Source organism: Jatrophihabitans endophyticus, from assembly GCF_900129455.1.
Lineage (GTDB): Bacteria > Actinomycetota > Actinomycetes > Mycobacteriales > Jatrophihabitantaceae > Jatrophihabitans > Jatrophihabitans endophyticus.
Window position 1 is genome coordinate 325,415 of sequence record NZ_FQVU01000003.1, and the last position, 22,165, is coordinate 347,579.

24 protein-coding genes are annotated in these 22,165 nt (G+C 73.7%); 14 read left to right on the top strand and 10 right to left on the bottom strand.

The window, feature by feature from the left end:
• The first annotated feature begins 79 nt into the window (after positions 1-79).
• The 6 genes from BUE29_RS11665 (at position 80) to BUE29_RS11695 (ending at position 5,978) form a co-directional block, all read left to right on the top strand.
• Positions 80-868 carry a lysophospholipid acyltransferase family protein gene (locus BUE29_RS11665; protein ID WP_084180976.1) on the top strand — a complete coding sequence of 263 codons (789 nt, stop codon included), beginning with the start codon at positions 80-82 and terminating at the stop codon, positions 866-868.
• A 13-nt stretch (positions 869-881) separates the two neighbouring features.
• Entirely contained in the window at positions 882-1,355 is a 474-nt protein-coding gene (locus BUE29_RS11670; RefSeq protein WP_073391107.1) for a polyadenylate-specific 3'-exoribonuclease AS, read from the top strand.
• A 10-nt stretch (positions 1,356-1,365) separates the two neighbouring features.
• The gene (locus tag BUE29_RS11675) at positions 1,366-2,391 is read left to right on the top strand and encodes a 6-phosphofructokinase (RefSeq protein WP_073391104.1); all 1,026 of its coding nucleotides are present in this window, start codon (positions 1,366-1,368) and stop codon (positions 2,389-2,391) included.
• A gap of 19 nt (positions 2,392-2,410) precedes the next feature.
• Positions 2,411-3,511 (top strand): hypothetical protein, encoded by a 1,101-nt coding sequence (locus BUE29_RS11685; RefSeq protein ID WP_143168145.1) that lies wholly within the window; start codon positions 2,411-2,413, stop codon positions 3,509-3,511.
• A 68-nt stretch (positions 3,512-3,579) separates the two neighbouring features.
• Positions 3,580-4,962 (top strand): class II 3-deoxy-7-phosphoheptulonate synthase, encoded by a 1,383-nt coding sequence (locus tag BUE29_RS11690; protein ID WP_073390388.1) that lies wholly within the window; start codon positions 3,580-3,582, stop codon positions 4,960-4,962.
• A 56-nt stretch (positions 4,963-5,018) separates the two neighbouring features.
• Positions 5,019-5,978, top strand: coding sequence for a threonine aldolase family protein (locus tag BUE29_RS11695; RefSeq protein WP_200800206.1), 960 nt, complete (start codon positions 5,019-5,021; stop codon positions 5,976-5,978).
• Positions 5,979-6,026: 48 nt separating this feature from the next.
• Here BUE29_RS11695 and aroF read toward each other — a convergent pair whose 3' ends face one another.
• From aroF to pknB, 4 genes are all read right to left on the bottom strand, one after another.
• Positions 6,027-7,067: a 3-deoxy-7-phosphoheptulonate synthase gene (gene aroF, locus BUE29_RS11700; protein ID WP_073390390.1), complete on the bottom strand. Its 1,041-nt coding sequence runs from the start codon at positions 7,065-7,067 to the stop codon at positions 6,027-6,029.
• Between the two features lie 58 nt (positions 7,068-7,125).
• Positions 7,126-8,025: a PDDEXK family nuclease gene (locus BUE29_RS11705; protein ID WP_073390392.1), complete on the bottom strand. Its 900-nt coding sequence runs from the start codon at positions 8,023-8,025 to the stop codon at positions 7,126-7,128.
• A 108-nt stretch (positions 8,026-8,133) separates the two neighbouring features.
• The gene (locus tag BUE29_RS11710) at positions 8,134-8,991 is read right to left on the bottom strand and encodes a deoxyribonuclease IV (RefSeq protein ID WP_073390393.1); all 858 of its coding nucleotides are present in this window, start codon (positions 8,989-8,991) and stop codon (positions 8,134-8,136) included.
• Positions 8,992-9,003: 12 nt separating this feature from the next.
• Complete coding sequence (pknB, locus tag BUE29_RS11715; protein WP_073390395.1) at positions 9,004-11,040, bottom strand: Stk1 family PASTA domain-containing Ser/Thr kinase; 2,037 nt, start codon at positions 11,038-11,040, stop codon at positions 9,004-9,006.
• Between the two features lie 86 nt (positions 11,041-11,126).
• On the opposite strand from pknB, the gene BUE29_RS11720 reads away from it, so the two are divergent.
• Genes BUE29_RS11720 through BUE29_RS11740 form a run of 5 tightly spaced genes read left to right on the top strand, consistent with a single transcriptional unit; the run spans position 11,127 to position 13,791 of the window.
• Complete coding sequence (locus BUE29_RS11720) at positions 11,127-11,984, top strand: spermidine synthase (protein WP_073390397.1); 858 nt, start codon at positions 11,127-11,129, stop codon at positions 11,982-11,984.
• Positions 11,985-12,770, top strand: a complete 786-nt coding sequence (locus tag BUE29_RS11725) for a class I SAM-dependent methyltransferase (RefSeq protein WP_073390401.1) — start codon at positions 11,985-11,987, stop codon at positions 12,768-12,770.
• A 5-nt stretch (positions 12,771-12,775) separates the two neighbouring features.
• On the top strand, positions 12,776-13,102 hold the full coding sequence (locus BUE29_RS11730; protein WP_073390403.1) for an Rv2175c family DNA-binding protein: 327 nt from the start codon (positions 12,776-12,778) through the stop codon (positions 13,100-13,102).
• A gap of 15 nt (positions 13,103-13,117) precedes the next feature.
• Positions 13,118-13,459: a lycopene cyclase domain-containing protein gene (locus tag BUE29_RS11735; RefSeq protein WP_073390405.1), complete on the top strand. Its 342-nt coding sequence runs from the start codon at positions 13,118-13,120 to the stop codon at positions 13,457-13,459.
• Positions 13,456-13,791 carry a lycopene cyclase domain-containing protein gene (locus tag BUE29_RS11740; RefSeq protein ID WP_073390407.1) on the top strand — a complete coding sequence of 112 codons (336 nt, stop codon included), beginning with the start codon at positions 13,456-13,458 and terminating at the stop codon, positions 13,789-13,791. The genes BUE29_RS11735 and BUE29_RS11740 overlap by 4 nt, the downstream gene beginning before the upstream one ends.
• Here the strand turns inward: BUE29_RS11740 and BUE29_RS11745 are convergent.
• Both BUE29_RS11745 and crtI read right to left on the bottom strand, forming a co-directional pair.
• Positions 13,715-14,698: a phytoene/squalene synthase family protein gene (locus BUE29_RS11745; RefSeq protein WP_084180977.1), complete on the bottom strand. Its 984-nt coding sequence runs from the start codon at positions 14,696-14,698 to the stop codon at positions 13,715-13,717. The genes BUE29_RS11740 and BUE29_RS11745 overlap by 77 nt on opposite strands.
• Positions 14,695-16,188 carry a phytoene desaturase family protein gene (crtI, locus tag BUE29_RS11750; RefSeq protein WP_084180978.1) on the bottom strand — a complete coding sequence of 498 codons (1,494 nt, stop codon included), beginning with the start codon at positions 16,186-16,188 and terminating at the stop codon, positions 14,695-14,697. Before crtI ends, BUE29_RS11745 begins: the two co-directional genes overlap by 4 nt.
• A 108-nt stretch (positions 16,189-16,296) precedes the next feature.
• Here crtI and metF point away from each other — a divergent pair, with 108 nt between their 5' ends.
• A complete protein-coding gene (metF, locus tag BUE29_RS11755; protein ID WP_073390408.1) occupies positions 16,297-17,181 on the top strand; it encodes a methylenetetrahydrofolate reductase [NAD(P)H] in 885 nt (294 codons plus the stop codon).
• Here metF and BUE29_RS11760 read toward each other — a convergent pair.
• Complete coding sequence (locus BUE29_RS11760; RefSeq protein ID WP_073390410.1) at positions 17,178-17,756, bottom strand: GNAT family N-acetyltransferase; 579 nt, start codon at positions 17,754-17,756, stop codon at positions 17,178-17,180. The two genes, metF and BUE29_RS11760, sit on opposite strands and share 4 nt — an antisense overlap.
• Before the next feature lie 133 nt (positions 17,757-17,889).
• Between BUE29_RS11760 and BUE29_RS11765 the strand changes: the two genes are divergently transcribed.
• Positions 17,890-18,072 (top strand): hypothetical protein, encoded by a 183-nt coding sequence (locus BUE29_RS11765; protein ID WP_073390412.1) that lies wholly within the window; start codon positions 17,890-17,892, stop codon positions 18,070-18,072.
• Between the two features lie 6 nt (positions 18,073-18,078).
• Here BUE29_RS11765 and BUE29_RS11770 read toward each other — a convergent pair whose 3' ends face one another.
• The 3 genes from BUE29_RS11770 to BUE29_RS23505 form a co-directional block, all read right to left on the bottom strand.
• Positions 18,079-18,804: a phosphoadenylyl-sulfate reductase gene (locus BUE29_RS11770; RefSeq protein WP_073390415.1), complete on the bottom strand. Its 726-nt coding sequence runs from the start codon at positions 18,802-18,804 to the stop codon at positions 18,079-18,081.
• Entirely contained in the window at positions 18,792-20,480 is a 1,689-nt protein-coding gene (locus BUE29_RS11775) for a nitrite/sulfite reductase (protein WP_073390418.1), read from the bottom strand. Before BUE29_RS11775 ends, BUE29_RS11770 begins: the two co-directional genes overlap by 13 nt.
• A 69-nt stretch (positions 20,481-20,549) precedes the next feature.
• Positions 20,550-20,654 carry a putative leader peptide gene (locus BUE29_RS23505; protein WP_327077573.1) on the bottom strand — a complete coding sequence of 35 codons (105 nt, stop codon included), beginning with the start codon at positions 20,652-20,654 and terminating at the stop codon, positions 20,550-20,552.
• Positions 20,655-20,818: 164 nt separating this feature from the next.
• Between BUE29_RS23505 and cobA the strand changes: the two genes are divergently transcribed.
• Positions 20,819-22,045: a uroporphyrinogen-III C-methyltransferase gene (gene cobA, locus BUE29_RS11780; RefSeq protein WP_073390421.1), complete on the top strand. Its 1,227-nt coding sequence runs from the start codon at positions 20,819-20,821 to the stop codon at positions 22,043-22,045.
• Positions 22,046-22,165: the final 120 nt, after the last annotated feature.

Here is a 22,165-nt window from a genome sequence, read left to right on the forward strand (position 1 = left end):
CGGGCGCTGGCCGGGGCGCGCCGGCACGACTACGCTTCGGGCAGAGATTTCCGGTCCGGGTGACAAGGGGTGCGAGCACTTGGGTTTCTGGCTCGCCAAGTTCATCTTCCTCGGCCCGCTGCTGCGCTTCTTCTGGCGGCCGTGGATCGAGGGGCGCGAGAACGTCCCCGACGACCGTCCGGCCATCCTCGCCAGCAACCACCTGTCGTTCTGCGACTCGTTCTTCATGCCGCTGCTCATGCCGCGCAAGGTGACGTTCCTGGCCAAGTCCGAGTACTTCACGACGCCCGGCATCAAGGGCTGGTTCTCGCGGCAGTTCTTCTCCGGCGTCGGCCAGGTGCCGATCGACCGCAACGACAAGGACGCCGCCCGCGCCGCGCTCACCACCGGGGTGCGGGTGCTGGCCGAGGGCAAGCTCTTGGGCATCTATCCCGAGGGCACGCGCTCGCCCGACGGGCGGCTCTACCGCGGCAAGACGGGCGTGGCGCGCATGGCGCTCGAGGCCGGCGCCGTCGTGATCCCGGTGACGATGGTGAACACCGAGGTCATCCAGCCGCCCGGCCGGCTCGTGCCGCGGCTGCGACCGCGTCCCGGCGTCCGCGTCGGCAAGCCGCTGGACTTCTCGCGCTACGAGGGCATGTCCGGCGACCGCTTCGTCGAGCGCTCCATGACCGACGAGATCATGTACGAGCTCATGCAGCTGTCCGGCCAGGAGTACGTGGACCAGTACGCGGCGTCGGTCAAGAAGTCGCAGGGCTCGGACACCGGCTTCGGCGCGCGCGAACGCGACGCCCGCGAGGTCGGCGCCCGTGATCCCCGCGCCGTGCGTGAGCTGGGCGATCGCGTGCCCGGCACGCGCGCGTCCTGATCACGGCGCGGGCGTGCGGTACTTCTACGACTGCGAGTTCATCGAGGACGGCACCACGATCGAGCTGGTGTCGATCGGCGTGGTCGACGAGACGGGTCGCGAGTTCTACGCGGTCTCCACCGAGTTCGACCCCACGCGTGCCATCGACTGGGTGCGCCGGCACGTCCTGGACAAGCTGCCGGCGCCCGCCGACCGGGCCTGGCGCTCACGCGCCGCGATCCGCGACGACCTGCTCGCCTTCCTGACCGGACCGGGCGAGCCCGTCGAGCTGTGGGCCTGGGTCGCGGCGTACGACCACGTGGTGCTGTGCCAGCTGTGGGGCGACATGCGCGCGCTGCCCCGCCCGATCCCGCGCTTCACCCACGAGCTCAAGCAGCGCTGGGAGGACGCCGGCAGCCCGCCGCTGCCGCCGGCGCCGCCCGACCAGCACGACGCGCTCGCCGACGCCCGCCACAACCTCGCGAAGTGGCGGGCCCTGGCTCGCTAGGGTGCTGGTCATGCGCATCGGAGTGCTCACCGGCGGGGGCGACTGCCCGGGGCTGAACGCGGTGATCAGGGCCGTGGTCCGCAAGGGCGCCGGCGTCCACGGTCACGAGTTCGTCGGCTTCCGCGACGGCTGGCGCGGCCCGCTCGAGGGCATCACGATGCCCCTCGGGATCCCGGACGTCCGCGGCATCCTGCCGCGCGGCGGCACCATCCTGGGCTCGTCGCGGACGAACCCGTTCGGGATCGAGGGCGGCGTCGCGAAGGTCGTCGAGAACCTGCATGCGCTGGGCGTCGACGCGCTGATCGCCATCGGCGGCGAGGACACCCTCGGCGTCGCCACCCGGTTGCACGAGCAGGGCGTCAACGTCATCGGCGTCCCGAAGACGATCGACAACGACCTCAACGCCACCGACTACACCTTCGGCTTCGACACCGCGGTCAACATCGCGATGGAGGCCATCGACCGGCTGCACACGACCGCCGAGTCGCACCACCGCGCGCTGATCGTCGAGGTCATGGGACGCCACGCGGGCTGGATCGCCCTGCACGCCGGCGTCGCCGGCGGCGCGAACGTCATCCTGCTCCCGGAGTTCCCCTTCAACCTGGAACGGGTCTGCGCCTACGTCGAGAGCCGTTTCCAGGCCCACTACGCGCCCATCCTGGTCGTGGCCGAGGGGGCGACGCCCGACGGCGGTGAGAACGCGGTGCTCGCGAAGGGCCTCGACGCGTTCGGCCACGTCCGCCTCGGCGGCATCGGCGAGTGGCTCGCCGGCGAGATCGAGAAGCGCACCGGCAAGGAGGCCCGCACGACCGTGCTCGGCCACATCCAGCGCGGCGGCACCCCGACCGCGTTCGACCGCATGCTCGCCACCCGTTTCGGACTGCACGCGATCGACGCCGCCACCGACGGCGACTGGGGCACCATGGTCGCGCTGCGGGGCACGGACATCGTGCGCGTCCCGCTCGCCGAGGCCACGGCCGAGCTCAAGGTGGTCTCGCGCGAGCTCTACGGCGAGGCCGAGGTCTTCTTCGGCTGAGCGGACGGGGAGGAATCCAGTGACACCAGGTCGGGTCCTGCTGACGGCGGCCGCGGTCGCCCTCCTCACCGGCGGCTGCGCGGCGGTCGTCGACGGTCAGGGCAGCATCTCGGGGGCACCCGACCCGACGAGCAGCAGCGTGCCCGCGCCGTGCTCGCCGTCGAGCGGTGCCAGCGCGGCCCCCCAGTGCCTGCCGTCGTCGCCGTCGTCGCCGTCGACGACGTCGGCATCGTCGGCATCGTCGTCGTCCGGGGCCACGGTCCCCGAGCGGTTCGCGCGGGTCGCGCCCGACACCGAGCTCGGCGACCCGGTGACGGCCGACTTCTGCGCCGCGGCCGGGCTGCCCCGCGTCGCCGGTCTCGTCGCGTCCTACCCGTCGGTGCAGTACCACGACGGCTGCCTGCTCCAGTTCGCGCGGGCGGGCACGTCGGGGCACGTCACCCTGCGTGTCTCGGCGTCGACGGAGGCGCCGATCACGAGCGCTGCGCGCCGGACCACCGTCGCGGGTCACACCGTCTTCGCCCGGCGCTACTCCGCCGCGTCGCACGCCTGCGACCGCGACGCCGTCGTGCGCGGCGCCACGGTCAGCTTCCAGGTCATCGCCCTCGGGGCCGTCAAGCCGGACGAGAAGGCGGCGTGCGCCATCAGCGACCAGGCCGTCGGCAACCTGCTCCGTGCCGTCGCGGCCGGCCGGCTGCAGCGGGTGCCGTCGCCGACGCCGTCGGTGACGTCCCTGAACGCGTGCAAGGTGGCCGCCGCGGCCGATGTCTCGTCCGTGCCGTTGCTGCGCTCGGCGCGGCCGTCGGCGGAGTCCTTCGACGCCGGGTGCGTGCTGACGGGCAAGCGCGTCATCGCCTACGTCGACCCGGAGTACTCGAAGCGCACCGTGCCCGAGGGCGCCCACGTCGAGGCGGCGGGCAGCCACCGCGTCTACGCCGACGACGACAACGGCACGTACTCGTGCGACTTCACCGCGGTGCAGGGCAGCAGCGGGGGCGTCACCGAGAGCGTGAGCTTCGGCAGCTTCCCGAACGGCAGTGCGTCCTCGGTGCCCGACCCGTCGTGCGCGGACACCCTGTCGGCGTTCGGACGGTACCTGGACGCCGCCGGACTGCGCTGACCGGCGGCACCGACCCTGCCCGGCACGGGCGCCGCGTCGTCGTTCCCGCTGCCGCCTACGCTTGACCCGTGACCGCACCGACCGACGCCGCCGACCCGAGGGACGAACTCGCCGAGAGCCTCGACGCGTGGCGCACGCGGCCGGCGGCCCAGCAGCCGAGGTGGCCCGACGACGTCGCCCTGCGCGAGGTCGCGCTGACGCTCGCCGGCATGCCCCCGCTCGTGGTCGCCTCGGAGGTCGACCAGCTGCGCGAGCGCCTCGCCGCGGTGGCCCGGGGCGAGGCCTTCCTGCTGCAGGGCGGCGACTGCGCCGAGACGTTCGTGACGAGCTCGCAGGCCGACATCGCCGGCAAGGTGCGGGTGCTGCTGCAGATGTCGGTGGTGCTCACCTACGGCGCGTCCATGCCGGTGGTGAAGCTCGGCCGGATCGCCGGCCAGTACGCCAAGCCCCGGTCCTCGGATCTCGACCCGAGCGGCAAGCCGTCCTACCGCGGCGACATGGTCAACGACCTGCACGGCGAGCGGACGCCCGATCCGCGCCGCATCCTGCAGGCGTACTCGACGGCGGCATCGACGCTGAACCTGCTGCGCGCCTACGCCGGCGGTGGCCTGGCCGCCCTCGACCGCGTCCACGCGTGGAACACCGCGTTCGCGCGGACGACGCACACCGGCGCCCGGTACGAGAAGCTGGCCGCCGAGATCGACCGGGCGGTGCGCTTCATGCGCGCGTGCGGCGTCGACGACGCGGCGCTCGAGGGCGTCGAGCTCTACTCCTCGCACGAGGCGCTCATCCTCGAGTACGAGCGGGCGCTCACCCGCATCGAGGTCGACGGGCTCGACGGCGCCCGCGCCTACGACCTGTCCGGTCACTTCGTGTGGGTCGGCGAGCGCACCCGGCAGATGGACGGCGCGCACCTCGATTTCGTGTCGCGCATCGCCAACCCGATCGGCGTCAAGCTCGGGCCTACCACGACGCCGGAGTTCGCCGCCGAGCTGGTCGAACGGCTCGACCCGCACAACCAGGCCGGACGGCTGACCCTGATCAGCCGGATGTCCAACGCCAAGGTGCGCGACGCGCTGCCGCCGATCGTGGAGAAGGTGGAGTCGACCGGGCACCGGGTCGTCTGGCAGTGCGACCCGATGCACGGCAACACCGAGGAGACCGCGGACGGCGTGAAGACGCGCCACCTGGACCGCATCATCGACGAGGTCGACGGCTTCTTCGACGTCCACGCCGAGCTGGGCACGCACCCGGGCGGGCTGCACGTCGAGCTCACCGGCGACGACGTCACCGAGTGCATCGGCGGCACGGCCGAGCTCACGCCCGACGACCTCGGCCGCCGCTACGAGACCGCCTGCGACCCGCGGCTCAACATCGAGCAGTCGCTCGAGCTCGCGTTCCGGGTCGCCGAACGGCTCGTGGCCGAGCGACGCTCGCGGGCCGCGGAGTGACGACCCCGGCTCTGGTCGACCTCCGCTCGGACACCGTCACCCGGCCCACGGCGGCGATGCGGGCGGCGATGGCCGAGGCCGTGGTCGGCGACGACGTCTACGGCGAGGACCCCACGGTCAACGCGCTGGAGGAGCGCGTCGCGGCTTTGCTCGGGCACGAGGCGGGGCTGTTCGTCCCGTCCGGCTCGCTGGGCAACCAGCTGGGCCTGCGGCTGCACGCGGCGCCCGGGCAGGAGATCGTCTGCGACCAGCTGGCCCACATCGCGCGCGCCGAGCTGGGCGCCGCGGCGGCCTTCTCGGGCATCACGTTCCGCACCTGGCCGGCGGAGCGCGGCCTGCTCGACGTGGACGCCGTCGCCGGGCTGATCGCCCCCGACGCCGGCCCGTACCTCGTCTCGACCACCGCGATCGCCGTCGAGAACACCCACAACTTCGGCGGCGGCACCGTGCAGCCGGCCGCGGCGGTCGCGGCGGTCGCCCGGTTGGCGCGCGACCACGGCCTCGGCCTGCACCTGGACGGCGCGCGGCTCTGGAACGCCCACGTGGCGACCGGCACGCCGCTGGCCGAGCTGGCCGCGCCGTTCGACACCGTGTCGGTGTGCCTGTCCAAGGGCCTCGGCGCGCCGGTGGGGTCGGTGCTGGTGGCCTCGGCCGAGCGGATCGCGGCGGCCCGCGTCTGGCGCAAGCGTTACGGCGCCGGCATGCGGCAGGCGGGCATCCTGGCGGCGGCCGGGCACCACGCGCTCGACCACCATGTCGAGCGGCTCGCCGACGACCACGCGCGGGCCGCCCGCCTCGGCGCGGCCCTCGGCGTCGACGCCGCGACCGTCGAGACCAACATCGTCGTCCTGCGCGTGCCCGACGCCGCGGCGGTAGCGCAGACCGCCGCCGCAGCGGGCGTCCTGGTCTCGGCGCTCGGGCCGCGCCTGCTGCGCCTCGTCACGCACCTCGACGTCGACGACGCGGGCGTGGAGCGCGCCGTCGAGGTGCTGGCCCCCCTCGCCGCCGGGAGCTGACCGACCGGCCCGCGAGGGCAGGGCTCGTCGGCCGGCCGCGGCGCGTGCTCAGCCGGCGAGGTGCGCGGCGCTGGTACGTCCGAGCAGCGGGGGCAGCGTCGCGACCGCCTCGGCGAGCTCGTCGAGCACGTCGCCGACGAGCGCCTGCGCGCCGTCGCACAGCGCGGTCTCCGGGTTGGGGTGGACGTCGACCATCACGCCGTCGGCACCGGCGGCGATGCCCGCCCGCGCGAGCGGGACGACGAGGTCGCGCCGGCCGGCCGCGTGCGACGGGTCGACGATCACCGGCAGGTGCGACAGCCGCTGCACCATGGGCACGGCCGAGACGTCGAGCATGTTGCGGATCGCCGGCTCGAAGGAGCGGACGCCGCGCTCGCACAGCACGATGTCGAGGTTGCCGCGCTGCGCGATGTACTCGGCGGCCATGAGCCATTCCTCGTAGGTGGCGGTGAGGCCGCGCTTGAGCATGACCGGCTTGCCCGAGCGACCGACGGCCTGCAGCAGCCCGAAGTTCTGCATGTTGCGGGTGCCGATCTGCAGCATGTCGGCGTACTCGGCGACGACGTCCACGTCGGCGGCGTCCACGACCTCGGTGACGATCGGCAGCTGCACCTCGTCGCGGATCTCGGCGAGGATGCGCAGCCCCGCCTCGCCCAGCCCCTGGAACGCGTACGGGCTGGTGCGCGGCTTGTAGGCGCCGCCGCGCAGCAGGGTGGCGCCGGCCCGCCGGGCCATGAGCGCGGCGCCCAGCGTCTGCTCGGGGGTCTCGACGGCACACGGGCCGGCGATGAGGGTGAAGGTGTCGGGCCCGATGGGCACGCCGCCGACGCGGATCGTGGTGCGCGTCGCGGCGCCGCCGGCGTTCTGCGCCGACACGAGCTTGTACGGCGCGGTGATGCGCATGGTCTCGACGACGCCGGGGAGGCCCGCCGCGTCGAGCGTCTCGAGGACGTCCTCGGTGCCGACCACGCCGACGATCGTGCGCATGACCCCGCGGCTGACGAACGCCTGCCCGCCGTGCGCCTGGATGTGGGTGACGACGCCGTCGACGTCGGTGTCCGATGCGCCGGGCGCCATGACGATGACCATCGGGCGAGCCTAGCGATCGTGACCGGTTCGACCTGCATCGTCGTGGCCGGAGCCACGGTCATGCAGGTCGAACCGGATGGCCGAGCGCCCGTCCGAGCTGGCGCACGACCGATTCGGGGTCGGTACGGACGACGGCGCTGGGGAATCGCAGGACCAGCGCATCGGCGAGCGCGAGCTCGTTCTGCCGCAGTTGGTCGTCCCACCAGCGTGCCTGCGACAGGTGCAGCGCGCCGTCGATCTCGACCACGATGAGCCGCCCGTCGGCCCGCCGCCACGTGGCGTCGAGATAGCGCCGACGCCCCGACGGTTCGCGTCGGACTGCTTGCTGCACCGGGGCGGGGAGGCCGTGGCGGCGACACAGTCGGACGAAGTCGATCTCGCTCAGCGCGTCCGCGCCCTGTTCGATGTCGCCGAGCGCCAGCAGCATCGCGGCGCGGTGTCGGGCACGCGGTGATGTCGCGAGCACGCCGCGCACACTCCCCGGAGCCACGATGTGCTGTTGCACGGCGGCGGCCAGCAGGCCGCAGGCCGCACGGGGCGAGGCCAGCGAGCCCGCCGCGACGACGACCGCCTGCCGGGGGACCTGCGTACGGGACCGCGCGCAGCGACGGACCGCCTGCCAGTTGCGGGTCTCGAGGAAGGTCGTCGTCACCGGCGCCACCGACGAGCAGCGAGAGCCCCGGCGGGTGAGCACGTGCGCGTCGACACGATCCCAGCCGCGCAGCCCCACCAGCTCCAGCGCGCTGAACGAGGCGACCAAGGCGCCGGGGGAGCCGTGCGCCCGCGCGACGAAGAGGCGCTCCCGGCGACTCAGTGGGCCGTTGTGCAGGACGATCGCGCGTCCCCACCGACGCCAGCGACCCGCATCGAGCTGGGCGCGTATCCGCGCCTCGCTGTACCGGGTGCGCAACGTCGGCCACGTCGCGACGGCGGCCTCCTCGGCGAATCGGACGGTCACGCCGGTCGAGCCTGCCGCAACCGCGAGATCGGCGTCGGCGCCCTGTGGACGAACGGTTCGACCTGCATCGTCGTGGCCCGCGCCGCGCCGATGCAGGTCGGACTCGCGTCAGGTGGCGGCGCGCAGCCGCTGCAGCAGGGCGATGTCGGCGGCGTGGTCGGTGTCGGCCGTCTCGACCACCATCGGGACGCGGCGCGTGACCGGGCTCGTGAACAGGGCCGCGAAGGCGGCCCCGCCGTCGGCGGCACCGATCGTGCCGCGGCCCAGGGCCGCGTGGCGGTCCCGTCGCGAGCCGGCGGCATCGCGGCTGTCGTTGACGTGGACGAGCCCGATCCGACCGCGTCCGGCGGCGCGGCCGTAGGCCCGCAGGGCCGTGGCGAACGACGCCGCCGTCGCCAGGTCGTGCCCGGCCGCGTGCACGTGACAGGTGTCGAGGCAGACGCCGACCCGCTCGTCGCGGCCGAGGACGTCGAGGTAGGCGCCGAGCGAGTCGGCGTCGGACGCGAGCGCGCCGCCGCCGCCGGCCGTCGGCTCGATGAGCAGCCGCGGACCGCCCGCGACGTCGTCCAGCACCGGCAGGACGTGCTCGCGCACCTGCGCCATCGCGTCGTCCCACCGGTTGCCCAGGACGGCCGAGCCCGCGTGGACCACGACGCCCCGCGCGCCGATCGCCCGGCCGCGCTCCAGCGAGAACCGCAGCGCCCCGCTCGAGCGGGCCAGTGTGTCCACCGACGGGGAGCCGAAGTTGATCAGGTACGGCGCGTGGACGAAGACCGGCCGGGTGCAGGCGACCCGGAACGCATCGTCGCCGGCGGGGTCGGGAGCCGGGGGAGCCCAGCCGCGCGGGTTGGCCACGAACACCTGCAGCACCTCGGCGCCGACGGTGTCGGCCCGGGGCAGCGCGCGGGACAGGCCACCGGCGACGGACACGTGGGCGCCGACGGGCGCGAGGGGACGTGCGGGCACGGACGGAGCGGGTCAGCCCGGGATGACGAACAGCGTGACGCTCGACCCGGCGCGCAGTTTGCTGCCCTTGCCGGGGGAGGTCGAGAGCACCTCGTCGCCCACGCCGATCAGCCGCTTGACGACGGGCACGAGGTTGGCGTCACGGATCGTCTGGGACGCGGCGTCGACCTTGGTGCCGCGCGGGATGTCGGGCACGGTCACCATCTCCGGCCCGCGCGAGTAGGTGAGCGTGACCGTGCTGCCCTTGGTCGCCTTGCCCGACGGGCTCACCGAGATGACCCCGCCCTCGGCGACGTCGTCGCTGAACCGACCGTCGGTCTGCACCACGAACTTCTTGCCCTCGATCGTCGCCTTGGCCTGGTCGAGGGGAGTGCCGACGGGGATGTCGGGGACGGCGACGGCCGGCGGCCCGTTCGAGACGATGATGGTGACCGGCTGGTCCCGGTTCACCCGGTTGCCCGCGGCGGGGTCGGTGCCGATGACGTCGCCCTTGGTGATCCTGTCGTCGAAGCGCAGTCGCGGCGGCTGCTTCACGGTGAGGTCGCCGGTGGCGCTGAGGGCGACCAGGGCCTCCTGCACGCTGCGGCCCTTCGTCTGCGGGATGACCCAGGTCTGCTTGCCCGCCGACAGCGTGAGCGTGACCGTCTTGCCGGTCGGGAGCCGCGAGCCGATCTGCGGGTCGGTGCTCAGGACGTGGTTCGCCGGGACGGTCTCGCTGGGCTCCTTGCCCTCGTTGACGCGGACGTCGTAACCCGCGTGCTCGAGCGTGTGGCGGGCATCGGTGAGCGAGCCCCCGGCGACGTCGGGGACGTGCGCGAACCGCCACTCGATGAAGGCCTTGGCGCCGAAGAACGCGGCGAGGCCGACCGCGATCACGACGAGCAGGCCGATCAGGCTGCGACGGCGCCGTCGGCGGCGCAGGTCGCGCTCGCGGGCGGGCGGGATGACGACCGGTGGCGGTGGGTCGCCGGCGCCGCGGGCGGGCGCGGCGCTGCGCCGGTCGTCGAGGCGGGTCGTGTCGTGGGGGCTCGCGGCGTCCGACACCATCACGGTGTCGGCGCCCGCCCCGGAGCGCAGGGCGTCGGTGGTGGCGCGCTCGGGCGTCGGCCGCCGCTGCGAGCGATGGTCGGGACGGTGCGGGGCGGGACGCACCCGCGGCGGCACGGGGGTGATCGGCAGCCCCAGCTCGCCCCGGACGTCGGACAGCTCGGCGAGGAGCGCGCCCGCGTCGGCCGGTCGGCCGGTCGGGTCGCTGTCGGTCGCGGCGACGACGATCTCGTCGATCTCGCTCGGGACGGTGCCGTCGCGCTTGAGCCGCGAGGACGGCGCGGGCACCCGACTGTGGACGTGCTGGTACGCCACGTTCATCGCCGACTCGCCGGTGTAGGGCGGCTCGCCGGTGAGCAGCTCGAACAGCACGATGCCGGCGGCGTAGACGTCCGACCGCGGATCGGCGTGGCCGCGGCTGAGCTGCTCGGGCGCGCAGTACGCCACGGTGCCCATCATCAGCCCGGTCCGGGTCGAGGACGGGTCGGTCTCGACGGCGCGGGCGAGGCCGAAGTCCGCCACCTTCACGACGCCCTCGTCGGAGAGCAGGATGTTCTCGGGCTTGACGTCGCGGTGCACGAGGCCGGCGCGGTGCGCGGCCGCGAGCGCGCTGAGCACGGACTCCATGATCGAGACGGCCTCGGCGGGGGAGAGCCGGCCGCGCTCGCGCAGCAGCTCGCGCAACGTCCGCCCCTCGACGAGCTCCATCACGAGGAAGACGTGATGGCCGTCCTGGGCGATCTCGTGGCCCTGGTCGTAGACGGAGACGACGTTGAGGTGGGCGAGCCGCGCCGCGGCGCGGGCCTCGCGGGCGAACCGGTCGCTGAACGCCGGGTCGGCCGAGAGCGCGGAGGACATCACCTTGACGGCGACCATCCGGTCGAGCCGCTCGTCGACGGCGGCGTAGACCGTGGACATCCCGCCGCGCGCGATGCGGTCGAGGATCCGGTAGCGACCTTCGAGCGTGCGGCCGACCAGGGAGTCCGCGGCCGCCGTCTTCACGGCGGCGATTCTACGGGCGTACCGCCGTGAGGACGTAATGCCGGAGTGAGTCGGCGCGCCGTCCGCCCCGGCCCTACCGTGGACGGGTGACCGGTGCCGACGCCCCCTCCGAGCTCGGGCCGGGCCTCGGCCGCATCGAACTGCTCGCCGACGCCGACCGGCCGGGGGGCTGGCTGCTGACCGTCGACCGCATCCGGCAGTCCTACGTCGACCTGGACGACCCCGGCTACCTGGACTTCGAGTACGTGCAGGCCTTCGCCGACGTGCTCGACGCGCTGCCGCCCGGGCCCCTCGCGGTCACGCACGTCGGGGGCGGTGCCTGCACCCTGGCCCGCTACGTCGCGCACACGCGAGCGGGCTCCTCGCAGATCGTCCTGGAGCCCGACGCCATCCTCACCGAGCAGGTGCGTGCCCGCCTGCCGTTCGCCCGCGGCACCCGGGTGCGGATCCGGCCGGTGGACGGCCGGCGCGGCGTGGCCGCGCTGCGCGACGGCAGCGCCGACGTCGTCGTGCTCGACGCCTTCCACGGCGGCCGGGTCCCCGGCGAGCTCACGAGCCGCGAGTTCGTCACCGACGTCGCGCGGGTCCTGCGCCCGGCCGGCGTGCTGCTCGTGAACGTGGCCGACGGCCCGCCGGTGCGCTACTGCCGGCGGCTCGCCGCGACGCTCGCCACCGCGCTGCCCGAGGTGCTGGCGGTGGCCGACCCGTCGGTGCTCAAAGGGCGGCGCTTCGGCAACGTGGTGCTCGCCGCGTCGCGCGCCGCGCTGCCCGTCGACGACGTCCGCCGCGCCGCGGCCCGGGCGGCGTTCCCGCGCACCGTGCACGCCGGGACGTCGCTCGCCGCGTTCGCCGGCGGTGCGACGGTGCTGACCGACGCCGACCCGATGCGCTCGCCACAGCCACCCGACGCGCTGTGGCGCGTCGGGGAGTGGGACGGTGACTGAATGGTCGACCCCGCATCCGGCTCCGACCGGGACCTGCACGAGCAGCGCGACCGCGCCGTGTCCTTCGGCTCGGTGGCGCAGCTCTACGACCGCGCGCGCCCGACCTACCCCGACGCGCTCGTGCGCGACCTGCTCACCGGCGATCCCCGTGACGTGCTCGACGTCGGCTGCGGCACCGGCCGGGCCGCGCTGCTGTTCGCGGGCCCGGGACGCACCGTCCTCGGTGTGGAGCCCGACGCCGCCATGGCCGACGTCGCGCGCGGGCACGGCCTCGTGGTGGAGGTGGCGGGCTTCGAGGAGTGGGACGACGGCGGCCGGCGCTTCGACCTGCTGGTCAGCGGCCAGGCGTGGCACTGGGTCGACCCGGAGGCCGGCGCGGCCAAGGCCAGGACCGTCCTGCGCCCCGGCGGGCGGGTCGGCCTGTTCTGGAACATGGACACCATGACCGGCGACGACCGCGCCGCCCTGGACGCCGCCTACGAGACGGTCGCGCCGCAGCTCATGCACCGCAACCGGTCCTACGGCGGCAAGCGCGCGCCCCGGGAGCCGGTGCTCGCGGCGCTCGCCGGCGCCGGCTTCGCCGAGGTCGCGCAGCGCGAGTACTCGTGGCAGCGGCACTACGCGGCCGAGGACTACGTCCAGCTCGTGCAGACCTTCAGCGACCACAATCTGCTGCCGCCGCCGGAGCGCGAGGCGCTGCTGGCCGCCGTGGGTGACGCCGTGACCTCGATGGGCGGCCTCGACATCACCTACGAATGCCAGCTGATCACCGCTCTGGCACCCTGATCGGCATGGAGCTGCTGCCGTTCCCGGTCGTCGCCGACACGCTGGGCGTGCCGGTCACCCGGGTGCACCAGTACGTCCGCGACGGCCAGCTCGTGGCGACGCGCGACGACGCCGGGGTCCGCGGCGTGCCCGCCCAGCTGCTGCAGGACGGCGCGATCGTGAAGTCGCTCCCCGGGGTGGTCACGCTGCTGCGCGACGCCCGCTTCAGCGACGACGAGATCGCCGAGTGGCTCCACCGCGTCGACGACACGCTGCCCGGTTCGCCGATCGAGGCGTTGCGCGCGAACCGCGGTTCGGAGGTCAAGCGCCGCGCCCAGGTCGCGGGCTACTGAGCCGCGGGACGCGCGGTGCACCTCGCCTACGTCTTGATCCTCGCCGGGTGCGTGATCGGGACGTTGCCCCTGGAGTTCGTGCTCCGCACCGGCGTGTACGCGCGCTGGCGCCGGTTGCTGGTCGCGATCGTGCCCGTCGTCGTGGTGTTCGGGACGTGGGACGTGCTGGCGATCCGCGCCCGGTGGTGGCACTACGACCCGGCCATGATCACCGGGGTGACGCTGCCGGGCCGGCTGCCGCTGGAGGAGCTGCTGTTCTTCCTGGTGATCCCGGCGTGCTCGGTGCTCACGCTGGAGGCGGTCCGTGCCCGCCGGCCGCACTGGTCGATCGGCGACGAGTCCGGCGCATCGGCATGACCTACACGCTCACCGCCGTGCTGGGCGTGCTCGCCGCCCTCGTCGTCGACCGGTACGTGACCCGGCGCCGGCTCGTGACCCGACGCTCGTTCTGGCTCGCGTACGCGATCGTGCTGTTCTTCCAGCTGGTCGTGAACGGATTGCTCACGGGCCTCGAGATCGTGCGTTACGACCCGGCGCGCATCGTCGGCCTGCGGATCGCGTTCGCGCCGGTCGAGGACCTGCTCTTCGGCTTCGCGATGGTGCTGCTGACGCTCACGACCTGGGTGTGGGCGGGTTCGGCTCGGGCACCGAGTGCCGACGGGCACGCAGCGCGCCGCGCAGGCCGCTGAGGCCGACGGCCGCACGCCGGCCGGCGCCGACATGGGCGCGACGGCGGAACACGTCGTAGTCGTTGTGCTCGATCTCGTCGAGGATCTCGCCGTAGAGCGTCGTCGCGGCCTGCAGGCAGTCGCGCGACGTCGGGTGGACGAGCGCGAGGCCGGGTCGGGCCTTCGCGTACAACCCGCGGGCCCGTTCGATCTCCCACGCGAGCAGGCTGCGGATCGCCTCGTCGACGACGCCGCGCCGCAGCCGCTCGAGGTCCACGCCGAACTGGTCGAGCGACTCCTGCGGCAGGTAGACGCGGCCACGGCGCAGGTCCTCCCCGACGTCGCGGACGAAGTTGGTCAGCTGGAAGGCGGTGCCCAGCGCGATGGCGTGCGACTCGAGGACGTCCCAGCGCACGGCGTCGTCGCGGCGGCCGAGGACGGGCAGCATCTGCAGCCCGATCACCGCCGCCGAGCCCCACATGTACTGCTCGAGCTCGGCGTACGTCGCGTACGACGTCACGTCGAGGTCCCACCGCATCGCCTCGACGAAGTCGACGAAGTAGCTCGTGGGGATGTCGAAGCGCGTGACGGTGTCGAGCACGGCCCGCGAGACCGGGTCGCTGGTGGCGCCCCAGTCGAGGTCGGCCAGGAACTCGCCGCACCACGCCTGCAGCCGCTCGCCGCGCTCGGCGACCGGCACGGCGGTGTCGTCGACGATGTCGTCGGCGCGACGGGCGAAGCCGTAGAGCGCGTGCACGAACGGTCGTTTCGCCGGCGGCAGCAGTGCGGTGGCGAGGAAGTAGGTCTTGCCGTGCGCGGCGTTGATGGCGCGGCAGCGCAGGTAGCTCTCGCGCAGCGCCGCACCCTCGATGCCGGCGGCGTCGAGCTCACGCCGGGCGATCGGGTGCCGGGGGTCGACCGTGCTCACCGGTCCATCTTCGTGCCCGTGACGCGTTCGGCGGCGAGGCGCCCCGAGACGAGCACCATCGGGACGCCGACGCCGGGCTGCGTGTTCGACCCGCAGAAGACGAGGCCGTCGATCCGCCGGTCGAGGGTGGGGGCACGGAACGGCCCGGTCTGCCCGAACGTGTGCGCGGCGGCGAAGGGCGCGCCCATCGTCATGCCCTGGGCCCGCCAGTCGGCGGGGGTGGTGAGGTGCTCGACCTCGATCGCGCCGCCGAATCCGGTGTACCCGCGCCGTTCCAGCGTCGCGACCATGTGGTCGCGGTACCGCTCGCGCTCGCCGGTCCAGTCGACGTCGCCGGCGAGGTTGGGGGCGGGGAAGAGGACGTAGTGCGTGTGCCGGCCGGCGGGGGCGAGCGCGGGGTCGGTGTGCGACGGGCTGGTCACGAGGAACGACGGGTCGCTCATCACCCGGCCGCGGTCGATGATCTCGGTGAACGTGTCGTCCCACGACCGGCCGAAGTCGATGGTGTGGTGCGCGGCGTCCGGGTGCGAGAACGTCGACCCGGTGTGCAGGACGACCGCCGACGGCGAGTAGCGCAGCCGGCGCAGCCGCCGGGGCGCGCTGCCCGGTGGCAGCAGCTCGGCGTACGCGCTCGGCAGGTCGGCGTTGACGAGGACGACGTCGGCGGCGATGCGCTCGCCGTCGGCGGTGATCACGCCGCGCGCGCGGCCGGCGCGGACGTCCACGCGAGTCACCGTGGTGCCGTAGCGGAACTCGACGCCGTGGTCCTCGGCGGCGGCCGCCATCGCGCGGGGGACGGCGTGCATGCCGCCCGCGGGGAAGTGGACGCCACGCACGCAGTCCATGTACGTGATCACGGCGTAGATGGCGAGCGCCCGGGACGGGGCCAACCCCGCGTACATGGCCTGGAAGGAGAACAGCCGGCGCAGCCGGTCGTCCGCGACGTACCGCGCCACCAGGTGGTCGAGCCGCCCGAAGCCGCCCATCGCCGCCAACCGGGCGAGCGGCGTCCCGACGAGCTGCAGCGGCGAGTCCAGGTTGCGGGCGATGAAGTGCGGCATCTCGATGCGGTACAGCTCGTGCAGGAACGCGACGAAGCGGCGGTACCCGTCGGCGTCCCGGGCCCCGAAAGTCGTGGCGATCCCGTCGGCCATGGCGTCGGTGTCGCTGCGGACGTCGATCGAGCTGCCGTCGGCGAAGCGTGCCCGGTACGCCGGGTCGAGGCGGTGCAGCGTGAGCCGGTCGGCCATCGACTCGCCGACCGCCGCGAACGCCTCCGCCAGCAGTTCGGGCATGGTCAGGACGGTCGGGCCGGTGTCGAAGCGGTAGCCGCGATCGGCGATCAGCCCGCAGCGCCCGCCCGGCACCGCCTCCCGCTCGACGACGGTGACCCGCCGACCCGAGCCGGCCAGGTGCAGCGCGGCGGCGAGCCCGCCCAGGCCCGCGCCCACGATCACCACGTGGTCGGTGGGGCCGGGGACGGTGCGCACGACGAGAACGCTAATCGGCGGTGTCGTGGTGTCACTGCGGGAGGGCCGCCACGGGGCCGCGCGCCGCGGCACCGCGAGCCCCCGGAGGCGCCTCACTAGGCTGGCGCCATGCCCCGTACCGTGCGCGAAGCCCTCGCCGAGTCCGGCCCGACGTTCTCGTTCGAGTTCTTCCCGCCGAAGTCCGAGGACGAGGAGGTCCTGCTCTGGAAGACGATCCGCGAACTCGAGCCGCTGCGCCCGTCCTACGTGTCGGTGACCTACGGCGCGGGTGGCTCGACGCGCGAGCACACCATCGAGATCACCGAGCAGATCGCCACCGACACCACGCTCATGCCGGTGGCCCACCTGACCGCCGTCGGGCACTCGGTCGCCGAGCTGCGGGGCATCGCCGGCAACCTGGCCGCGGCCGGCGTCATCAACGTGCTCGCGCTGCGCGGTGACCCGCCGGGCGATCCCGAGGGGGAATGGGTCAAGCACCCCGAAGGCCTGGAGTACGCGGCGGAGCTCGTGACGCTGCTGCGCGCCCACGGCGACTTCTGCGTCGGTGCCGCCGCGTTCCCCAACGGCCACCCGCGCTCGCCGTCCGTCGACTCGGACACCGAGCAGCTCGTCGCCAAGTTCCGGGCCGGGGCCGAGTACGCGGTCACCAACATGTTCTTCGTCGTCGACGACTACCTGCGCCTGCGCGACCGCGTCGCGGCCACCGGGTGCGACGCGCCGATCATCGCGGGGCTGATGCCGATCACGAACTTCGGGCTGATCCGCCGCTCCGAGCAGCTCACCGGTGCCCCGTTCCCGGAGCAGCTGGGCAAGCGGTTCGCCGCGGTGTCGCACGACCCGAAGTCCGTACGGGCCATGGGCATCTACGAGACGTCCAAGCTCGCCGAGCGGCTGCTCGAGGAGGGCGTGCCGGGCATCCACTTCTACACGATGAACCGCTCCAAGGCGACGCGTGAGGTGTGGGCCAACCTGGCGCTGGGGGCGCGGGTCTAGTCCGCGGTCGCCGTGGTGAGCGGCAGGGACGCGCCCAGCACGGCGAAGGGTCGGGCGTCGCCCGGGAAGAGGTAGTTGCGGGCGAGGTCGACGAAGCCGAGGCTGCGGTACATCCGGAACGCCCGGGTGTCGGAGTCCGGCGTGGACAGCAGCACGGCGCGGTGCGCGAGCGAGCCGGCCAACGAGAGCAGGACCTCGCGACCCAGCCCGGCTCCCTGGTGCTCGGGCAGCACGTGCAGCTCGGACAGCTCGAAGGCGTCGTCGAGCCACTCCGTGTTGTGCTCGCGGGCCAGCGCCCGGCGCACGAGGTCGTGCCACCACTGGCCGGGGGCGGTCGTGTACCCGTAGGCGAAGCCCACGAGCGTGTCGTCGGGCAGCAGCGCCGCCCGGCAGGCGAAGCCCTCGTGCGCGACGTGTTTGCGGGCGCTCACTGCCCGCTGCGCCCCCGTGTACTCGGGATAGCCCATCGCGGCGACGTAGATGGCCATCGCCTCGTCGACGCGGTCGCCGAACTGGTCACCGGTCCACGGGACGACGCGGACGCCGGTCGTCGGCTGACGCTCGGCGGATCGCATGTGACGATCGTGCCTCACGCAGGCACATTCGCGAAGCACCACCCCGGGCGCGGGCGGCCGGCCGAGTAGGACCCGCGGCGGGCGGGGAGTTCTCCACGTCGACCGCCGGCGCCGAGTGGGGTTGGGTGGACCCATGGTCCTGTCGCCCGAACGCATCGCCGCCGTTGCGCGGCCGCACCACTACTACCACCACACGCACGGCCACGGCGGCGGCTTCTTCGCCATCGTCGTCGTCGGCCTGATGCTGCTGGCGATCGCCGCCTTCGTCGGCTGGACGAAGATCGGTGCGCGACGACGGCCGCCGTTCGGGGACTGACCGGCGTCAGTGGATCCCGCACTCGATCTTGTTCGAGCCCGACCAGCGGCCGGCACGGGCGTCCTCGCCGGGCTTGATGCGCCGGGTGCAGGGCGCGCAGCCGACCGAGCCGTAACCGTCGGACAGCAGCGGGTTGACGAGCACATTGTTGTCGGCGATGTAGCGGTCCACGTCGTCCTGCGTCCACGCCGCGATCGGGTTGAGCTTGACCATGCCGCGACCGTCGTCCCACTCGACGACCTTGGCGCCGGCGCGGGTCGTCGCCTCGTCGCGGCGCAGACCCGACGCCCAGGCCGTGTACTCCTTCAGCGTCTTGCGCAACGGCATCACCTTGCGCAGCGCGCAGCACTGGTCGGGATTGCGCTCGTAGAGCCGGGCGCCGAACGACACGTCCTGCTGCTCGACATTTTGCGCGGGTTCGATCGAACGGATCGTCACCGGCAACGTCGCCGCGACGGCGTCGCGGGTGCCGAGCGTCTCGGCGAAGTGGTAGCCGGTGTCGAGGAAGAGCACGTCGACGCCCGGGCGCACCGTGCTGGCCAGGCTCGGGACGACGGCGTCGGCCATGGACGACGCGACCGCCCAGGACGCACCGAACTGCGTGTCGGCCCAGCCCAGGATCTCCAGCGCGCTGGCGCCTTCGAGATCGTGACCGGCCCGCTCGGCGAGCGTTCTCAGCTCGTCACGGGTCATCTGCTCGGCGGAGCGCTGCTGCGGACTCAGAGCAACCATGCTTCGTCCGCCCGCGACACGTAGGCCGCGAACGGCTCGCCCCCTTCCCGACGTTCGAGGTAACCGGTGAGGACGCGCTCGATGTAGTCGGGCGCCTCCGCTGCCGTCACCTTCAAACCCCGGAACTTGCGCCCGAATTCCGCCTCGGTGCCCATCTGGCCGCCGAGGTGCACCTGGAAGGCCTCGCTGTCGGCGCCGTCGGCGCCCTTGGTGATCATGCCCTTGAAGCCGATGTCGGCCACCTGGAAGCGGGCGCAGGAGTTGGGGCAGCCGTTGACGTTGATCGTGACCGGGGTGTCGAAGTCGGGCAGCCGCCGCTCCATCTCCTCGCGGATCGCCTCGGCCCGGCCCTTGGTCTCCACCAGCGCCAGCTTGCAGAACTCGATGCCCGTGCACGCGATGGTGCCGCGGCGGAACGCCGAGGGGCGGGCCTCGTACCCCAGCCCGCGCAGCTCGTCGACCACGGTGTCGGCGTCGTCGGGGTGGATGTCGAGCACGACGACGCCCTGCTGGGCGGTGAGGCGTACCCGCGGGCCGCCCGCGCCACGGCCGTACTTCTCCGCGAGCGCCGCCAGGCCCGCCAGCGCCGTGCCGGACGTGCGACCGGCCCGGGTGGTGGCGCCGATCGCCACGAGCCCGTCGACCTGCGGCACCACGCCGACGTGGTCACGGTGACTCGGCGACGACTCGGGGGCCGGGCCGTCGGGCAGCGCGCGGCCGAGGTACTCGGTCTCGAGCGTCTGCCGGAAATACTCCGGACCCCAGTCGGCCATGAGGAACTTGATGCGGGCGTGGTTGCGGCTGCGGCGGTAGCCGTAGTCGCGGAAGATCGAGACGACGCCCTCCCACACCTCGGGCACCTCTTCGGACGTCACGAAGACGCCGAGCCGCTCGGCGAAGCGTGGGTTCGTCGACAGGCCGCCGCCGACCCACACGTCGAAACCGGGCGTGCCGTCGGGTCCGACGACACCGACGAAGGCGACGTCGTTGATCTCGTGGTTCGTGCAGTGGCTCGCGCAGCCGGAGATGGAGGTCTTGAACTTGCGCGGCAGGTTCGAGAACCGCGGATCGCCGACGTACTTGTCGACCGTGGCGCGCAGGGCGGGTCCGGCGTCCAGCACGGCGTCGGTCGCCACGCCCTCGAGCGGGCAGCCGAGCATCACGCGCGGGCAGTCGCCGCACGCCTCGGTCGTCGACAGGCCGACCGCCTCGAGCTTCTCCCAGATCGCCGGGACGTCCTCGACGCGGATCCAGTGCAGCTGCACGTTCTGCCGATCGCTGACGTCGGCGACGTCGCGGCCGTAGGTGCTCGAGATATCGGCGACGACCGCCAGCTGCTGCGCGGTCAGGGCGCCGCCGTCGATGCGCACCCGCAGCATGAAGTACTCGGCGTCGAGCTCCTCGGGCTCCAGCGTGGCGGTCTTGCCGCCGGGGATGCCCTCCTGCCGCTGCGTGTAGAGGCCGAACCAGCGGAAGCGGGCGCGCAGGTCACCCGGGTCGATGCTGTCGAAGCCCTGCTTGGAGTAGATGTCGAGGATCCGCTGCCGGACGTTGAGCGGGTCGTCGTCCTTCTTGCCCTGCTCGTTCTTGTTCAGCGGCTCGCGGTAGCCCAGGGCCCACTGACCCTGGGCCTTCTTCGGAACGGAACGGGGTTCGACGTCGCGTCGCGCGGACATGCGCGATTCCCTTCGTGGTGTGTGACGGGCGGCGGTACGACGGGCCGACGACGGGTGCCGGCGCGGTCGTCAGGCCGGACAGGCCGCCGTGACCACCCGCAGGAGGTCGATGTGACGACGCTCGGTGAGGCGCGGGGTGCGCAGCCCGGCGCAGGGCGCCGCGTCGGTCGTCATGGCTCGATGGTCCCACATCGACGCGCCGGGTAACCACCGGACGACGCGCGTTGCACATGCCTACAGCCCTTGTAGACAAAGGGCTGCGATCGCCCGCCGCTGGCGTGACCGGCCGCACGCCCGACCGCCCCACCGTAACCGCGCCGGACCGGGACAATGGGCCGGTGACCGGCTTCCCCCTGCTCCTCGACGTCGCGGGTCGCCGGGTCGTCGTCGTCGGCGGCGGACCGGTGGCCGCCCGCCGGGCGCGATCGCTGCTCGCCGCCGGCGCGACGGTCGTCGTGGTCGCCCCGGACGTCGGACCGGAGCTCGACGGCCTGGACGTCGCGATCGAGCGCCGACCGTTCGCGCCGGCCGACCTCGACGCGGCGTGGCTCGCCGTCGCCTGCACCGACCGATCCGATGTCAACACCGCGGTCGGCGTCGCGGCCGAGGAGCGGCACATCTTCTGCGTCCGCGCGGACCTCGCGGCGGCGGGCACCGCGCGCGTCCCCGCGGTGACGCGACGCGAAGGGGTGACCGTCGCCGTGAGCGGCGGGGACGACCCGCGTCGCGCGGCGCTGCTGCGCGACGCGATCGCGGCCGCGCTCGACGCCGGCGACCTGCCGGCCCGGCGGCACCGCCGCGTCCCCGTCGCGTCCGTCACGCCCGCCGCGCCCGGCGGGCGGGTCGTGCTCGTCGGGGGAGGCCCGGGTGACCCCGACCTCATCACCGTGCGCGGACGCCGCCTCGTCGCCGACGCCGACGTCGTCGTGGTGGACCGGCTCGCCCCGCGCGCCCTGCTGGCCGACCTGTCCGAGGACGTCGAGATCGTCGACTGCGGCAAGTCCCCGCACCGGCACAACCTCACGCAGGCGCAGATCAACGAGGTGCTCGTCGACCGGGCCCGTCGCGGCAAGCTCGTCGTCCGGCTCAAGGGCGGCGATCCGTTCGTCTTCGGCCGCGGCGGCGAGGAGTGGCTCGCCTGCGTGGCCGCGGGGGTACCGGTCGAGGTCGTGCCGGGGCTCAGCTCGGCGCTCGCCGGCCCGGCGCTGGCGGGGATCCCGGTCACCCACCGCAAGGTGGCGGCCGACTTCACCGTCGTGTCCGGCCACCTCGACCCGGGCCGCCCCCCGGAGTCCGGCGTGGACTGGCCGGGACTCGCCACCCACGCCGGCACGCTCGTGATCCTCATGGCCATGGACCGGCTCCGGCTCATCACCGACGACCTGGTGCGGCACGGGCGCCCGGCCGACACGCCGGCGGCGGTCGTGCACCGCGCGACGCTGCCCGAGCAGCGGGTCGTGCGCGCCTCGCTCGCGACGCTGGCCGACGAGGTCGAGCGCGCGGGGATCGGCGCGCCGGCCGTGGTGGTCGTCGGTGACGTCGTCGCCGTCCTCGACCCGTCCTGACCCCCCGGGCGGCGGACCGCCACGGCGGCGGCACGAAACTGTCGTACCCCTGCGGCAGCGTCGTCGTCGGCACCGGACGACCGTGGTCGAACGGTCGTGCTAATATCGAACGCGAGTTCG

Excerpts from the sequence above, each read along its gene's own strand:
- BUE29_RS11775 (WP_073390418.1), bottom strand. The coding sequence starts at position 20,480 with ATGTCCGCGCGACGCGACGTCGAACCCCGTTCCGTTCCGAAGAAGGCC.
- BUE29_RS11765 (WP_073390412.1), top strand. The coding sequence starts at position 17,890 with ATGGTCCTGTCGCCCGAACGCATCGCCGCCGTTGCGCGGCCGCACCAC.
- BUE29_RS11740 (WP_073390407.1), top strand. The coding sequence starts at position 13,456 with ATGACCTACACGCTCACCGCCGTGCTGGGCGTGCTCGCCGCCCTCGTC.
- aroF (WP_073390390.1), bottom strand. The coding sequence starts at position 7,067 with ATGGTCATCGTCATGGCGCCCGGCGCATCGGACACCGACGTCGACGGC.
- BUE29_RS11725 (WP_073390401.1), top strand. The coding sequence starts at position 11,985 with ATGGTCGACCCCGCATCCGGCTCCGACCGGGACCTGCACGAGCAGCGC.
- BUE29_RS11760 (WP_073390410.1), bottom strand. The coding sequence starts at position 17,756 with ATGCGATCCGCCGAGCGTCAGCCGACGACCGGCGTCCGCGTCGTCCCG.
- BUE29_RS11675 (WP_073391104.1), top strand. The coding sequence starts at position 1,366 with ATGCGCATCGGAGTGCTCACCGGCGGGGGCGACTGCCCGGGGCTGAAC.
- metF (WP_073390408.1), top strand. The coding sequence starts at position 16,297 with ATGCCCCGTACCGTGCGCGAAGCCCTCGCCGAGTCCGGCCCGACGTTC.
- BUE29_RS23505 (WP_327077573.1), bottom strand. The coding sequence starts at position 20,654 with ATGACGACCGACGCGGCGCCCTGCGCCGGGCTGCGCACCCCGCGCCTC.
- BUE29_RS11730 (WP_073390403.1), top strand. The coding sequence starts at position 12,776 with ATGGAGCTGCTGCCGTTCCCGGTCGTCGCCGACACGCTGGGCGTGCCG.
- BUE29_RS11695 (WP_200800206.1), top strand. The coding sequence starts at position 5,019 with ATGCGGGCGGCGATGGCCGAGGCCGTGGTCGGCGACGACGTCTACGGC.
- BUE29_RS11770 (WP_073390415.1), bottom strand. The coding sequence starts at position 18,804 with ATGGTTGCTCTGAGTCCGCAGCAGCGCTCCGCCGAGCAGATGACCCGT.